Annotated in this window: 11 protein-coding genes, 1 pseudogene and 1 riboswitch; of the genes and pseudogenes, 8 read left to right on the top strand and 4 right to left on the bottom strand. The window is 45.8% G+C overall.

Annotated features, from left to right (window positions below; genetic code table 11):
* Positions 1–3: 3 nt before the first annotated feature.
* The 4 genes from ilvB (at position 4) to LKD36_RS13565 (ending at position 5,244) form a co-directional block, all read left to right on the top strand.
* Positions 4–1,686 (top strand): biosynthetic-type acetolactate synthase large subunit, encoded by a 1,683-nt coding sequence (gene ilvB / locus LKD36_RS13580; protein WP_308459904.1) that lies wholly within the window; start codon positions 4–6, stop codon positions 1,684–1,686.
* A 78-nt stretch (positions 1,687–1,764) separates the two neighbouring features.
* Positions 1,765–2,847: a 3-phosphoserine/phosphohydroxythreonine transaminase gene (gene serC, locus LKD36_RS13575; RefSeq protein WP_118769721.1), complete on the top strand. Its 1,083-nt coding sequence runs from the start codon at positions 1,765–1,767 to the stop codon at positions 2,845–2,847.
* A 1-nt stretch (position 2,848) separates the two neighbouring features.
* Entirely contained in the window at positions 2,849–4,012 is a 1,164-nt protein-coding gene (locus LKD36_RS13570) for a phosphoglycerate dehydrogenase (protein ID WP_118769722.1), read from the top strand.
* Complete coding sequence (locus LKD36_RS13565; RefSeq protein ID WP_308459903.1) at positions 4,012–5,244, top strand: DUF1015 domain-containing protein; 1,233 nt, start codon at positions 4,012–4,014, stop codon at positions 5,242–5,244. The genes LKD36_RS13570 and LKD36_RS13565 overlap by 1 nt, the downstream gene beginning before the upstream one ends.
* An 85-nt stretch (positions 5,245–5,329) precedes the next feature.
* Here the strand turns inward: LKD36_RS13565 and LKD36_RS13560 are convergent, their stop codons facing one another.
* Together LKD36_RS13560 and LKD36_RS13555 are read right to left on the bottom strand one after the other, a co-directional pair.
* The gene (locus tag LKD36_RS13560; RefSeq protein ID WP_308459902.1) at positions 5,330–6,133 is read right to left on the bottom strand and encodes an aldose 1-epimerase family protein; all 804 of its coding nucleotides are present in this window, start codon (positions 6,131–6,133) and stop codon (positions 5,330–5,332) included.
* Between the two features lie 72 nt (positions 6,134–6,205).
* Positions 6,206–7,552 carry an ATP-binding protein gene (locus LKD36_RS13555; RefSeq protein WP_308459901.1) on the bottom strand — a complete coding sequence of 449 codons (1,347 nt, stop codon included), beginning with the start codon at positions 7,550–7,552 and terminating at the stop codon, positions 6,206–6,208.
* A 226-nt stretch (positions 7,553–7,778) separates the two neighbouring features.
* Between LKD36_RS13555 and LKD36_RS13550 the strand changes: the two genes are divergently transcribed.
* The 4 genes and pseudogenes from LKD36_RS13550 (at position 7,779) to LKD36_RS13535 (ending at position 10,412) form a co-directional block, all read left to right on the top strand.
* Complete coding sequence (locus tag LKD36_RS13550; protein ID WP_118769726.1) at positions 7,779–7,961, top strand: DUF6472 family protein; 183 nt, start codon at positions 7,779–7,781, stop codon at positions 7,959–7,961.
* A gap of 15 nt (positions 7,962–7,976) precedes the next feature.
* A pseudogene (locus LKD36_RS17580) lies at positions 7,977–8,471 on the top strand (glycosyltransferase family 2 protein); the annotation flags it as partial.
* 312 nt (positions 8,472–8,783) lie between these two features.
* The gene (locus LKD36_RS17575) at positions 8,784–9,368 is read left to right on the top strand and encodes a DNA-deoxyinosine glycosylase (RefSeq protein ID WP_408610930.1); all 585 of its coding nucleotides are present in this window, start codon (positions 8,784–8,786) and stop codon (positions 9,366–9,368) included.
* A gap of 24 nt (positions 9,369–9,392) precedes the next feature.
* Positions 9,393–10,412 carry an alpha-hydroxy-acid oxidizing protein gene (locus LKD36_RS13535; protein WP_308459900.1) on the top strand — a complete coding sequence of 340 codons (1,020 nt, stop codon included), beginning with the start codon at positions 9,393–9,395 and terminating at the stop codon, positions 10,410–10,412.
* A gap of 64 nt (positions 10,413–10,476) precedes the next feature.
* On the opposite strand, the gene LKD36_RS13530 is transcribed toward LKD36_RS13535, so the two are convergent.
* Complete coding sequence (locus LKD36_RS13530) at positions 10,477–11,655, bottom strand: phosphoribosylaminoimidazolecarboxamide formyltransferase (protein ID WP_308459899.1); 1,179 nt, start codon at positions 11,653–11,655, stop codon at positions 10,477–10,479.
* Between the two features lie 17 nt (positions 11,656–11,672).
* The gene (locus tag LKD36_RS13525) at positions 11,673–12,386 is read right to left on the bottom strand and encodes an IMP cyclohydrolase (RefSeq protein ID WP_118769730.1); all 714 of its coding nucleotides are present in this window, start codon (positions 12,384–12,386) and stop codon (positions 11,673–11,675) included.
* A gap of 68 nt (positions 12,387–12,454) precedes the next feature.
* Positions 12,455–12,555, bottom strand: a riboswitch (ZMP/ZTP riboswitch).
* Positions 12,556–12,656 lie beyond the last annotated feature (101 nt).

The following is a 12,656-nucleotide window of genomic DNA, read 5'->3' as shown; positions in this document are numbered from 1 at the left end:
CTTATGATGATGACAGGTGCAGAGATCGTCGTTGCCTGCTTGAAAGAGCAGAGGGTAGACACTGTATTCGGCTACCCAGGAGGAGCGATCTTAAATATCTATGACGCATTATATAAACACAGTGATGAGATCAGACATGTACTGACTTCCCACGAACAGGGGGCGTCCCATGCAGCGGACGGCTATGCAAGAGCAACCGGAAAAGTAGGCGTATGTATTGCGACTTCCGGTCCTGGAGCCACCAACCTGGTCACCGGTATTGCAACGGCCTACATGGATTCTGTTCCTATTGTAGCCATTACCTGTAACGTAGGAACCTCTCTTCTTGGAAAAGACAGTTTCCAGGAGGTGGATATCACCGGCATTACCATGCCGATCACCAAACATAACTTCATTGTTAAAGATGCAAGAGACCTGGCAAAAGTGATGCGCCGTGCGTTCCGTATTGCAAAGAGCGGCCGTCCTGGTCCGGTTCTGGTGGATATTACCAAGGATGCGACTGCCAATCAGGCAGAGTATATTGAGGAGGTTCCGGATGTGATCCTTCCAGATACGGCATGTATCACCGACGCTGATCTGGAACAGGCAGCAACTCTGATTCGCGAGGCAGAAAAGCCAATGATCTTTGTGGGCGGTGGTGCGATCGCAGCAGATGCCAGTGCAGAACTTCTGGAGTTTGCCGAGAAGGTACATGCACCGGTATGTGATTCCCTGATGGGCAAAGGTGCATTTCCGGGAACTCATGCACTGTATGCTGGTATGCTGGGTATGCACGGAACCAAATATGCGAACCTGGGTGTGGCAGACTGTGATCTCCTGATCACGGTAGGTTCCCGTTTCAGTGACCGTGTATTCGGAAATGCATCCAAATTTGCACAGCATGCAAAAGTGCTGCAGATCGATGTGGATCCGGCTGAGATTAATAAAAATATTATTACGAGTGCAAGTATCATCGGAGATGTGAAAGAAGTGCTGAAACGCCTGAATCCGCTGCTCGATCAGCAGAATCATGATGCGTGGGTAGCACATATCGAGGATCTGAAGGAAAGATTCCCGCTGAAATATAATCAGGAAGGTCTGACCGGTCCCTATATTATCGAAGAGATTTATCGTGTGACAAAGGGAGACGCGATTATCTGTACCGAGGTAGGGCAGCATCAGATGTGGGCTGCACAGTATTATAAATACAGCAAACCACGTACTTTACTGACGTCTGGCGGTCTGGGAACCATGGGCTATGGATTAGGGGCAGCCATGGGAGCCAAGATTGCAAAACCAGAGAAGACGGTTATCAATGTAGCTGGAGACGGATGTTTCCGTATGAACTTAAACGAGCTGGCGACAGCTTCCCGTTATAATATTCCGATTGTGGAAGTTGTAATTAACAACCATGTACTGGGTATGGTACGTCAGTGGCAGACTCTGTTCTATGGCGGAAGATATTCAGCAACCGTTCTTGATGACAAGGTAGATTTTGTCAAAGTAGCAGAAGGACTTGGATGCAAAGCCGTCCGCATTACGAAAAAAGAAGAAGTAGGGCCGGCGCTGGAAGAAGCAATTGCTTACGGCGGACCGGTAGTTCTGGACTGCCAGATTGATCAGGATGACAAAGTATTCCCGATGGTTCCGGCAGGGGCAGCAATCGATGAAGTCTTTGACGAAGACGATCTGAACAAAAACAAGTAAAACGCATACAATGGGGGAAAGGGAAACCTTTCCCTCGGTGTGTATAAATGACTTCAGAGGAAGAGGAGTGTGTGAAAAATGAGCAGAGTTTACAATTTTTCTGCAGGACCGGCAGTATTACCGGAGGAAGTATTAAAGGAAGTGGCAGCGGAGATGCTGGATTACAATGGAAGCGGCATGTCTGTTATGGAAATGAGTCACAGATCCAAAGTATTTGAAGAGATTCTGAATACGGCAGAGCAGGATTTTCGTGATCTCTTAAAGATTCCGGATAATTACAAAGTACTGTTCCTGTCAGGCGGCGCTCATCACCAGTTTGCTGCAGTTCCCATGAACCTGATGAAAAATGGAGTGGCAGATTATATTATTACCGGACAGTGGGCAAAGAAAGCATTCGCAGAGGCGCAGAAATACGGTACTGCCAATAAGATCGCTTCCAGTGAGGATCAGACATTTTCCTACATTCCGGACTGCTCCGACCTGCCAGTCAGCGAGAATGCAGATTATGTATATATTTGTGAAAACAACACTATTTATGGAACCAAATTCAAGACCCTCCCGAACACCAAAGGAAAAGAACTGGTGGCAGATGTATCTTCCTGTTTCCTGTCTGAGCCGATGGATGTGACCAAATATGGAATGTTCTATGGCGGCGTACAGAAGAACATTGGACCGGCCGGTATGGTTATCGCAGTGATCCGTGAGGATCTGATCCGCGATGATGTTATGCCCTGCACACCGACCATCATGAAATACAAAACCCAGGCAGATGCCAATTCCCTTTACAATACGCCGAACTGCTACTGCATCTATGTGTGCGGAAAAGTCTTCAAATGGCTGAAAAATATGGGCGGTCTGGAAGTAATGAAACAGCGCAATGAAGAGAAAGCTGCCATCCTGTATGATTATCTGGATAACAGCAAGATGTTCCGCGGAACTGTCCGCAAGGAAGACCGTTCTCTTATGAATGTACCGTTTGTAACCGGTGATAAAGATCTGGATGCCAAATTTGTAAAAGAAGCTACAGCAGCAGGTCTTGTGAATCTGAAAGGACACAGAACCGTAGGCGGTATGAGAGCAAGCATTTATAATGCAATGCCGAAGGAAGGTGTGGAAGCCCTGGTGGCATTCATGAAGAAATTTGAAGAGGAGAACGCGTAGGATGTATCAGTATCATTGCCTGAATCCGATTGCAGAGGTCGGACTGAAGAATTTTAACGGAAATTATGCAAAAACAGATAAAATTGAGGATGCGGATGCAGTGCTGGTAAGAAGTGCTGTCATGCATGACATGGACCTGCCGGAGAAGCTCTGCGTGATCGGAAGAGCAGGAGCAGGAGTAAATAATATTCCTCTTGGAAAATGCTCTGAGCAGGGTATTGCAGTCTTCAATACACCGGGTGCCAATGCAAATGGTGTAAAAGAGCTGGTGATCGCAGGACTTCTGCTGGCATCCAGAGATATTGTAGGAGGTATTCACTGGGTACAGTCTGAGCGTCAGAACGAAGAGATTGAGAAGCTTGCCGAGAAGCAGAAGAAACAGTTTGCGGGCGGTGAGATCAAAGGAAAGAAACTGGGTATCATCGGTCTTGGAGCCATCGGTATTCTGGTAGCAAATGCAGCTGTTGCCCTTGGCATGGAAGTATACGGTTATGATCCGTTTATTTCTGTAGAAGCAGCATGGAAGCTTTCCAGAGATGTACACCACACTACCGATGTCAATGAGATTTATCGTGAGTGTGACTATATCACCATTCATGTACCGCTGATGGACAGCACCAAGGGAATGATCGGAGCAGATGCGATTGCGCTGATGAAACCGAGTGTTGTTGTACTGAATTTTGCAAGAGGTCCCCTGGTAGATCAGAAAGCCATTGTAGAGGCACTGAAAACCAACCGCATTCATAAATATGTAACGGATTTCCCGACTACAGATCTGGCAAACCTGAAAAATGCCATTGTGATTCCGCATTTGGGAGCATCCACGAAAGAGTCCGAGGACAACTGTGCGGTTATGGCTGTCAAAGAGATCCAGGATTATCTGGAGAACGGAAATATTCACAATTCTGTCAACTATCCGAACTGTGATATGGGTGTATGCAAAGATGCTATGCGTGTTACCATCATCCATCGCAACATTCCGAACATGCTGACTAAATTTACCGCTGCATTCGGTGATCTGGGTATCAATATTGAGAAGCTGACCAATGTCACCAGAGGTGAGTACGGTTATGTTATGATCGATCTGGGAAATGTAGCTGATGAAGAAGAAATCGAAAAGATCCGGGCTATCGAAGGTGTATTAAGAGTCCGGACTATGAAATAGTGGCGGCTGTAAAACCGTTTCGGTGCATTCATCCGGCAAATGGCAGGGAAGAGCAGATTGCTGCTCTTCCCTATGATGTTTATAGCCGGGAAGAGGCACGGAATGCGGTAGAAGGAAAACCCCTCTCTTTTCTGAATATTGACCGTCCGGAGACCATGTTTGCCCCGGAACAGGATATGTATGCGCCAGAAGTCTACAAAGCTGCAGCAAGTCGTCTGCAGCAGATGAGGACAGAGGGCAGCTTTGTACAGGAAGAGATGCCGGTCTATTATCTCTATGAGCTGACTATGGACGGCCGTTCCCAGACAGGAATTGTGGCCTGTGCTTCCGTGGATGATTATCTCAACAAAGTCATTAAGAAGCATGAAAATACCAGGGAAGAGAAGGAACAGGACCGTATCCGCCACGTAGATGTCTGCAGTGCCCAGACCGGCCCTATATTTCTGGCATACCGTTCCAATGAAGTACTCCGAAAACTGACAGCCAGAGTAAAAGCAACAGAACCGGAATTTGCTTTTGTATCGGAAGATGGAATCGGACACAGAGGCTGGAAGATCAGCAATCAGGAAGAAGTACAGCAGATTGAGCAGGCCTTTTCAAAGATCGACAGTATTTATATCGCGGACGGCCATCATAGAGCTGCGTCCGCGGTGAAAGTAGGCCTAAAACGCCGTGCAGAGCATCCGGATTACGACGGAACTGAAGAATTCAACTATTTCCTTTCTGTGCTGTTCCCGGATGAGGAACTGCTGATCATGGATTATAACCGGGTAGTGAAAGACTTGAACGGTCTGTCCGAAGCAGAATTTTTAGCAAAAGTCTCGGAAAAGTTTGAAACCCGGAAACTCACACAGCAGGCGAAACCGGAAGAAAAAGGACAGATGACCATGTATCTACATGGCAGCTGGTACCTTCTGAAAGCAAGAGATACTTATAAAAAAGCAGACCCGGTGGAGGCACTGGACGTCTCTTTCCTTCAGAGAGAGCTGTTGGAGCCGGTGCTTGGCATCGGTGATCCGAGAACCGATGACCGGATTGATTTCATCGGAGGAATCCGTGGGTTATCTGAACTGGAACGAAGGGCGGACAGCGACTGTGAGGTGGCATTTGCCATGTATCCCACCTCCATTCAGGAGCTCTTTGAAGTAGCAGATGCAGGACTTCTGATGCCGCCTAAATCCACCTGGTTCGAGCCGAAGCTTCGGAGCGGACTGTTTATTCATGAGATTTAACTATTCAGAGCCATAAATGAGCAAAAGTAAAGCCCCGTAGAGGCGGTTTTGCGAATGCGGCTCTGGATAGTTACTATAAGTTTATTCAGCAGGGCTGGAAGCGGAAGACATAGTCTCTTGCTTTGCCGCCATCCAGAAACTGTACATATTTTTTCTTTAGCATATCCGTGCAGGAAACCTGATCCATGGTTCCGCCACACCACGGTTCGATGCAGAGGAAGGGGGCGTCTTTTTTGATGGGAGTCCAGAAAGCCACGCTTTCGTATCCCGGAAAATCAAACTGGATGCCCTTTTCTGTTTTGGAACTGATGAGTTTGACCGTGCGGTGGATAAGATTCTCATAGAGAATGGCATCGTTGTCAAACATGGGATACTGGAGGTGCAGATCCGGAATATTCTCATCTTCAAAACGGAGCATATAGTCAGTGAACTGCTCACCATCTTCCATAGGACAGAAGAAAGCAGGATGTCCACCGATGAGGAATGGCATTTCTTCATTACCAAGGTTGGAGACACCGTAGGTCACTTCCAGTGCTGAATCCTTTAGGCGGAAGGTAACCGTGAACCGGAAATCATAAGGATAGATGGGTTTCGTGAAGTCACTGGTCCCAGTAGAGAGTACCACATAGTCGTCACCCTGTTCTGCGACATCAAATTCTACATCTTTGACAAAGCCATGGCGTGGAATGGCATAATCCGTACCGTGAATGGTGACGGTCTCCGGCACAGCACCGATGTACGGGAAAAGTATCGGTGAGGTCTTTGCCCAGTAAGCCGGATCTTTCTGCCACATATATTCTTTACCGGCAAAGGTTTTATAGGACAGGAGCTCTGCACCGTGGGTGCGGCAGGTGACGGTGGCTTCTGCATTCTGAATGGTAATGTTCATGATAAAAATCCCCCTTGGTGGTTATTCTGATAACAGTATAGAAGATTTCGAGGATGCTTGCAAGTACGGTCTTTAAGCAAAGATCTTTTGCTGGCTCATGTATTTTTTTAAGAGAAATGTGCAAAAGTATGGAAAGGTAACAATATTTTCGTTTATACCAATATTTCCAACCGTAAACTTTATTCCATGCCTAATATCCGGATAGGTGTCGCTCTTAATCAATTGATTCATAGATTTTGCTCTGTTTGTATTGGACTTGACTTCTATAGGAATGAGCTCGTTTGTACTGCGGATAAAGAAATCTTCTTCCAGTGTAGAGTTTTCTTTGGAATAATAAAACAGTCCATATCCTTGTTTTATGAAAGCTTCTGCAGCAAAATTTTCATAAAGGGCGCCTTTATAAACACCCAGATTTTTATTTGCACGCAGATCAACCTGTGATTCATCATCAAGACTCGATACAAGCAATCCGGTATCTGATATATATATTTTAAATTTATTTTCGCAGATGTTACCCTTCAAAGGTAGTTCAGGGAATTGGAGACAATCACAGACGTTTATTAACCCTGCATCTTTTAACCAGTCCACGCATCCCATATAATCTTTCGATCGTCCTCCTTTTGCGACTTTGGAGTATTGGAATTTTTTATTTTCTTTTGCAAGCTGTGCAGGAATGGATCTGTATACATTCAGTATTTTGGCCTTATCTAAGCCATCTGCATATTTGATAATGTCATTTTCATAATCTGTAAGTAACTGACGCTGTAATGCCAAAGATCCTTCAAACGTTCCCTTTTTGATATAGTTTGACACGATTGCGGGCATTCCACCTAAGATACAATATTCCAGAAATAAATTAGAATAGATGTTGTGTTCCGCATCAGAGAAAGCTTTTCCGGATAACATATGTGCAAGCATGTCTTCAATGACTTCTGCTGTATAACCTTTGGCCCATAAAAATTCTTCAAAGTCCATAGAATGCATCTGATAGTCTGTTTTGTAACCAACACTGATACTTGCAATTCGGTGATACTGGACTCCAAGTAAGGAACCGGAACAGATCACATCGTATTTCCCGTCTTCTTTGAAGAATTTAAGGGAAGTTGCGATTTCTGGAAAGTCCTGTATTTCATCAAAAAAAATCAAGGTTTCGTTTGGTTCAAAATGCTTTGAGGGATCAATTCTGCTTATTAGCCGTATAATGCTATCGGTCGAAAAACCCTCGGCAATGATTGATTTATAAGATGGTTCTGTAATGAAATTGATTTCAATCAGATTTTTGTAATGTGTTTTTGCAAATTCCCGTATGGTTTCTGTTTTTCCGACTTGTCGTGCACCCTTTATAATCAAAGGATATCGATCGGGATTTTTGATCCAGTCCTTCAAAAAAGTATCTGCTTTACGAAGTAAATAATTCATAGAAGATGCCTCCTGTCATGATATATAATGATATTATACACCATTTTACACTTTTATGAGCGAATAAATTCAAAAAAATACATTTTTATGAGTGAATAAATTCAAAAAAACACATTTTTATGAGTGAATATACAAGATATGCATCATAAAAAGGAATCTATGTTTTCTGGTCTTTACCTTCCGGGTGAAATAGTGCTATACTTATGACGGAAAGGGGCGTGAAGAGATGAGTACGGCTACAAGCTGCGATACCTGCAGAAATTATGTGTATGATGAGGATTATGAATATTATGTGTGTGAGATGGATCTGGACGAGGACGAGATGTACCGTTTCCTGACCAGTTCTGTGCAGAGCTGCCCCTATTATCAGTTGGATAATGAATATTTAATTGTACGAAAACAGATGTAAGGAGCATGAAAATAAATGCCGTTTGTGACATTGATTATACCCATTTATAATGCGGAGCGTTATCTGCGGCGCTGTCTGGACAGCGTGGTGGAGCAGACTTATGCAGATATGGAAGTACTGCTGATGAACGACGGAAGCACGGATGGAAGTCTTGCTATCTGCCGGGAATACGAGGAAAAGGATCTCCGTTTCCGGACGATTGATAAGGAAAATACGGGTGTATCGGATACAAGAAATCAGGCAATGTTGCTGGCCAGAGGAACTTATCTGCAGTTTCTGGACAGTGATGACTGGCTGACACCGGATGCAACAGAGAGCTTGGCGGAAGCAGCCAGAGCCGATGACTGTGACCTGGTAGTGGCAGATTTCTACCGGGTAAATGGAAAGCGTTACGTAGAGAAAAAGCACATTAAAAAGACCCATGTTATGACCAGGGAAGAATTTGCCATGGAGATGGCAGAGGATCCGGCGGATTTTTACTACGGTGTTATGTGGAACAAATTATACCGGAAAAGCATTCTTCTGGAACATCAGATTCAGTGTGATACTTCCATGAACTGGTGTGAGGATTTTGTACTGAATCTTCAGATGATCCGCCATGCAGAGCGTTTCCGGGCACTGCAGAAGCCGATCTATTATTATATGAAGCGAAAAGGCAGCCTGGTATCGACAGAAGCTGTCTCGACAGAAGCCGTGAAGGTGAAGTTCGAACTGCTGGAAAAATATAGGGATCTATATCAGAGCATAGGCCTTTACGAAGAGCATAAATTGAAGATTAATTCCTATATACTGGCAGTTGCAAAAGATGGAGCAGCAGGAGTGATGACCCCAAAAAGTAAAAAGCTGTCTCCGGAGAATGTGATTCCGGATAAAGAGAAACCGGGGTATCAGCATGTAGAGCATACATTTGAACCAGTCTATGATGAAAATTCCGAGATTTTGATTCTGGGTACTTTTCCATCGGTGAAATCCAGAGAAAATAATTTCTATTATGGACATCCCCAGAACCGGTTCTGGAAGCTGATAGCAGGGCTTACTAAAGAACCGGTGCCGGAGACGATAGAGGAAAAGAAGGCTCTGCTTTTGAAACATCACATTGCCATATGGGATGTGGTGCAGAGCTGTGATATCATCGGTTCCAGTGACAGCAGTATTAAAAATGTGGTTCCGGCAGATATTGCAAAGATTCTAAAAGAAAGTTCTGTACAGAGAATTTATGCCAATGGAGACAAGGCGTACCGCCTGTATAAAAAATACTGCGAAAAAGAAACAGGAAAGAAGGCAGAAAAACTACCTTCCACCAGTCCGGCGAATGCAATTTTCACCCTGGATCGTCTGACGGAGAGCTGGGGTGCGGAAATTTTCGGCAGAACAGAAGAAAACGAAAGCGTTAAGGGTACGGTGTGAATCGTCCCCGGAGAGGAGATACAGATGAATTTCAAAGAAGTAATGGATGCAGCAAGAGGAAATATGGGACCCTACTGTAAGGTCTGTCCGGTATGTGATGGACGGGCATGTAAAAACCAGATGCCAGGACCGGGTGCCAAGGGTGTGGGAGACAATGCGGTCCGCAATTACCAGAAATGGCAGGAGATCAGAGTGAATATGGACACGATTCACGAGAATGGTCCGGTGGATACCTCTCTGGAACTCTTTGGAAAGACTTTCAAATACCCGTTCTTTGCAGGCCCGGTAGGAGCCATGACCCTGCATTATGGGGATAAATATGATGACCTGACTTACAATAATATTCTGGTAGATGCCTGTGCAAAAGGCGGAATTGCCGCATTTACCGGCGACGGAACCAATGAGAAGGTGATGATCGGTGCAACCGCAGCGATTAAAGCAGCAGGTGGGGCAGGTATCCCGACTGTAAAACCGTGGAATCTGGAGACCATCAAAGAAAAAATGAAGATGGTGAAAGAGTCCGGAGCATTTGCCGTTGCCATGGATATTGACGGTGCCGGACTTCCGTTCCTGAAAAACCTTATGCCGCCTGCTGGAAGCAAGACCGTGGAAGAACTTCATGAAGTGGCAGAGATGGCAGGGGTTCCGTTTATTGTAAAAGGTATCATGACCAGACAAGGAGCACTGAAAGCAGTAGAGGCAGGTGCATCTGCGATCATCGTATCCAATCATGGCGGCCGTGTGCTGGATCAGTGTCCGGCAACTGCAGAGGTGCTGGAAGATATCGTAAAGGCTGTGGATGGAAAAGCAAAGATCATCGTTGATGGCGGTATCCGTTCCGGTGTAGATGTATTCAAAGCACTGGCTATGGGTGCAGACGCAGTTCTGATTGCCCGCCCGTTTGTAACCGCAGTTTATGGCGGTGCAGGAGAAGGTGTGCAGGCTTATATCGATAAGATCGGTGCAGAACTGGAAGACACCATGACTATGTGTGGTGCTGCAAACCTGAAAGAAATTACCAGAGATATGGTGTGGAGAGCATAAAGAATATCATAAAAAATGACCGGCTGTGAAAAAGTAAATCACAGCCGGTCATTTTGTGTGGTTCTTAGTGATGGAATAACCGGATTCCGGTAAATGCCATCGCCATGTCATATTTATCACAGCACTCGATCACCAGGTCATCACGGACACTTCCACCCGGCTGGGCAATGTATTTGACACCGCTCTTGTGAGCACGCTCAATATTGTCTGCAAAGGGGAAGAAAGCATCAGAACCAAGCGTAACATCAGTCATCTGGTCGAGCCATGCGTGTTTGGCTTCGCGGGTGAAGACTTCCGGTTTTACTTTAAAGATCTTTTCCCATGCACCGTCAGCCAGCACATCCATATATTCATCACCGATATAAACATCGATCGCATTGTCACGCTCTGCACGGCCGAGGGTATCCACAAACTGAAGTCCCAGAACCTGCGGAGACTGACGGAGGAACCAGTTGTCAGCTTTGTTGCCTGCCAGTCTGGTACAGTGAACACGGGACTGCTGTCCAGCACCGATACCGATGGCCTGTCCGTCCTTGACATAGCATACAGAGTTGGATTGGGTATATTTCAGGGTGATGAGGGAGATTTTCATATCCATCAGCGCCTCAGCAGGAATCTCTTTCTTCTTTGTTACGATATTGGAGAGAAGGTCACCGTTCACGTCGAGCTCATTGCGGCCCTGTTCAAAAGTAATGCCGAAGACCTGCTTTTTCTCCAGGGGATCTGGTACGTAGGACGGGTCGATCTCGATGACATTGTAGTTGCCTTTTTTCTTCTGTTTCAGAATTTCAAGTGCTTCTTCTGTATATCCTGGAGCAATGACACCGTCGGAAACCTCGCGTTTGATGAGCTTTGCGGTATCCGCGTCGCAGATGTCGGACAATGCGATGAAATCACCAAAGGAAGACATTCTGTCAGCGCCTCTTGCTCTTGCATAAGCACATGCCAGCGGGGAGAGCTCGCCGAGATCATCAACCCAGTAGATTTTTGCGAGTGTATCGGTCAGTGGAAGACCCACTGCAGCTCCTGCCGGGGATACATGCTTGAAAGAAGTGGCGGCAGGAAGACCGGTAGCTTTTTTTAATTCACTGACCAGCTGCCAGCCATTGAATGCATCAAGAAAATTAATGTAGCCAGGACGTCCGTTGAGAACGGTGACCGGAAGATCGGCACCATTTTCCATAAAGATGCGGGACGGTTTCTGGTTCGGGTTACATCCATATTTTAACTGAAGTTCTTTCATGTTCGTATCCTCCTGAATTAATTATTTTTATTGATGATCTTTGTTTCATAAGTTCCGGTCTGGATATCAATATAACGAACGAACAGGGATACTTTGTTGTCCTCGTTCAGACTGTTCCAGAGCATATCTGTAAATGCATCCATGTCATCGGAGATTTCTACCAGTTTCGGCTCGCCTTCGAAGCTGGGAAGGGGATCTCCATCATGCATATAGGTATGAATGAAATGACCCTGGCCCGCTTTCGGATTTTCATAAGCAAAAGTGTAACGGTGGCAGGAATCCGGATCGCCGTCATTGCTCTTTAAGATAGACATGGCGTAATTATAGGAGCCATTCTCAAGATGTAAAATACCGGAAATTCTCGGTGTGTAGTTCGGTCCGTCCGGCTCGAATTTACGGGAACGTAAGGACTGTTCAAAGGTCATCTGATGATCCATACCCTCGTAGATGGTATCCGTCTGGTCACCGTTGGTGACGATGGTTTTATTGCCAAGAACACGTACCGGAGCGTAGATGATAAGACTCGGGTCAGTGAGCTTGGATGGATCAAATGCCTGGGTGCGGATGCCTTCTCCGTCCTCTACAAAGACGCGGTTGCGGCTATTGGTACTGCGGCCCATAATAAAATAAGCAGTCACAGCATGTGTGCCGTCCGGGGTGCGGCCAATGACGATTCCACGTCCGGGATATGCGTTGGATTTCAGTTCCTGTTCCAGGGATAAAGCTTTCATTCTTATTCCTCTCTTTCTGGTAAATAAGTATATAAACACAGAAGACCGCCTGAGTGCACAGCGGTTCCGCAATGCGCCCAGGCGGTCGGCAAATCTTTTACTTCTGCACTCCCTGTAGGTCGCCCTACCACAGACTGTGTCTGCTTTTCCGCCAGTCGTGCAGTTCCTTTCTTCATCTTATCCGATCTTTCAGGTTTTGGCAAGTCCCAATTTACGGTTTTCAATATATGTGACCGAAAGTGACATGCTGTCACTCCCGGTCACTTAGTC

It is taken from the genome of Hominiventricola filiformis (genome assembly GCF_020686965.1).
GTDB classification, from domain to species: Bacteria; Bacillota; Clostridia; order Lachnospirales; family Lachnospiraceae; genus Hominiventricola; species Hominiventricola filiformis.
This window is presented reverse-complemented; position numbering and strand designations above follow the sequence as displayed.

Excerpts from the sequence above, each read along its gene's own strand:
- LKD36_RS13555 (WP_308459901.1), bottom strand. The coding sequence starts at position 7,552 with ATGAATTATTTACTTCGTAAAGCAGATACTTTTTTGAAGGACTGGATC.
- LKD36_RS13535 (WP_308459900.1), top strand. The coding sequence starts at position 9,393 with ATGAATTTCAAAGAAGTAATGGATGCAGCAAGAGGAAATATGGGACCC.
- LKD36_RS13525 (WP_118769730.1), bottom strand. The coding sequence starts at position 12,386 with ATGAAAGCTTTATCCCTGGAACAGGAACTGAAATCCAACGCATATCCC.
- LKD36_RS13530 (WP_308459899.1), bottom strand. The coding sequence starts at position 11,655 with ATGAAAGAACTTCAGTTAAAATATGGATGTAACCCGAACCAGAAACCG.
- serC (WP_118769721.1), top strand. The coding sequence starts at position 1,765 with ATGAGCAGAGTTTACAATTTTTCTGCAGGACCGGCAGTATTACCGGAG.
- LKD36_RS13550 (WP_118769726.1), top strand. The coding sequence starts at position 7,779 with ATGAGTACGGCTACAAGCTGCGATACCTGCAGAAATTATGTGTATGAT.
- LKD36_RS13560 (WP_308459902.1), bottom strand. The coding sequence starts at position 6,133 with ATGAACATTACCATTCAGAATGCAGAAGCCACCGTCACCTGCCGCACC.
- ilvB (WP_308459904.1), top strand. The coding sequence starts at position 4 with ATGATGATGACAGGTGCAGAGATCGTCGTTGCCTGCTTGAAAGAGCAG.
- LKD36_RS13570 (WP_118769722.1), top strand. The coding sequence starts at position 2,849 with ATGTATCAGTATCATTGCCTGAATCCGATTGCAGAGGTCGGACTGAAG.
- LKD36_RS17575 (WP_408610930.1), top strand. The coding sequence starts at position 8,784 with ATGACCCCAAAAAGTAAAAAGCTGTCTCCGGAGAATGTGATTCCGGAT.